Annotated in this window: 1 rRNA gene; it reads right to left on the bottom strand. The window is 48.8% G+C overall.

The features are described from left to right. Positions 1–74: 74 nt before the first annotated feature. A 16S ribosomal RNA gene (locus HMPREF3239_RS00595) occupies positions 75–1,625 on the bottom strand. Positions 1,626–1,736: the final 111 nt, after the last annotated feature.

Raw genomic sequence — 1,736 nt, 5'->3', positions numbered from 1 at the left:
ATAAACATTCAAAACTGAATACAATATGTCACGTTATTCCTCATCTCTACGAGATGTTCCGAATATATCCTTAGAAAGGAGGTGATCCAGCCGCACCTTCCGATACGGCTACCTTGTTACGACTTCACCCCAATCATTTGTCCCACCTTCGACGGCTAGCTCCAAATGGTTACTCCACCGGCTTCGGGTGTTACAAACTCTCGTGGTGTGACGGGCGGTGTGTACAAGACCCGGGAACGTATTCACCGTAGCATGCTGATCTACGATTACTAGCGATTCCAGCTTCATGTAGTCGAGTTGCAGACTACAATCCGAACTGAGAACAACTTTATGGGATTTGCTTGACCTCGCGGTTTCGCTGCCCTTTGTATTGTCCATTGTAGCACGTGTGTAGCCCAAATCATAAGGGGCATGATGATTTGACGTCATCCCCACCTTCCTCCGGTTTGTCACCGGCAGTCAACTTAGAGTGCCCAACTTAATGATGGCAACTAAGCTTAAGGGTTGCGCTCGTTGCGGGACTTAACCCAACATCTCACGACACGAGCTGACGACAACCATGCACCACCTGTCACTTTGTCCCCCGAAGGGGAAAGCTCTATCTCTAGAGTTGTCAAAGGATGTCAAGATTTGGTAAGGTTCTTCGCGTTGCTTCGAATTAAACCACATGCTCCACCGCTTGTGCGGGTCCCCGTCAATTCCTTTGAGTTTCAACCTTGCGGTCGTACTCCCCAGGCGGAGTGCTTAATGCGTTAGCTGCAGCACTAAGGGGCGGAAACCCCCTAACACTTAGCACTCATCGTTTACGGCGTGGACTACCAGGGTATCTAATCCTGTTTGATCCCCACGCTTTCGCACATCAGCGTCAGTTACAGACCAGAAAGTCGCCTTCGCCACTGGTGTTCCTCCATATCTCTGCGCATTTCACCGCTACACATGGAATTCCACTTTCCTCTTCTGCACTCAAGTTTTCCAGTTTCCAATGACCCTCCACGGTTGAGCCGTGGGCTTTCACATCAGACTTAAAAAACCGCCTACGCGCGCTTTACGCCCAATAATTCCGGATAACGCTTGCCACCTACGTATTACCGCGGCTGCTGGCACGTAGTTAGCCGTGGCTTTCTGATTAGGTACCGTCAAGACGTGCACAGTTACTTACACGTATGTTCTTCCCTAATAACAGAGTTTTACGATCCGAAGACCTTCATCACTCACGCGGCGTTGCTCCGTCAGGCTTTCGCCCATTGCGGAAGATTCCCTACTGCTGCCTCCCGTAGGAGTCTGGACCGTGTCTCAGTTCCAGTGTGGCCGATCACCCTCTCAGGTCGGCTACGTATCGTCGCCTTGGTAAGCCGTTACCTTACCAACTAGCTAATACGGCGCGGGTCCATCTATAAGTGATAGCAAAACCATCTTTCACTATCGAACCATGCGGTTCGAAATATTATCCGGTATTAGCTCCGGTTTCCCGAAGTTATCCCAGTCTTATAGGTAGGTTACCCACGTGTTACTCACCCGTCCGCCGCTAACGTCAAAGGAGCAAGCTCCTTGTCTGTTCGCTCGACTTGCATGTATTAGGCACGCCGCCAGCGTTCATCCTGAGCCAGGATCAAACTCTCCATAAAAATTTATGATGTTTGATTAGCTCATAATACTAAATAGTGTTTGTAACATTTAAGTTACTGTTTTTGGAATTAACGTTGACATATTGTCATTCAGTTTTCAATGTTCATTTA

Origin of the sequence: Staphylococcus sp. HMSC34C02 (assembly GCF_001838705.1) — a bacterium.
Classification (GTDB): domain Bacteria; phylum Bacillota; class Bacilli; order Staphylococcales; family Staphylococcaceae; genus Staphylococcus; species Staphylococcus borealis.
Note: the sequence above shows the minus strand (reverse complement) of the source record. Positions and strands in the feature narration are given on the sequence as shown.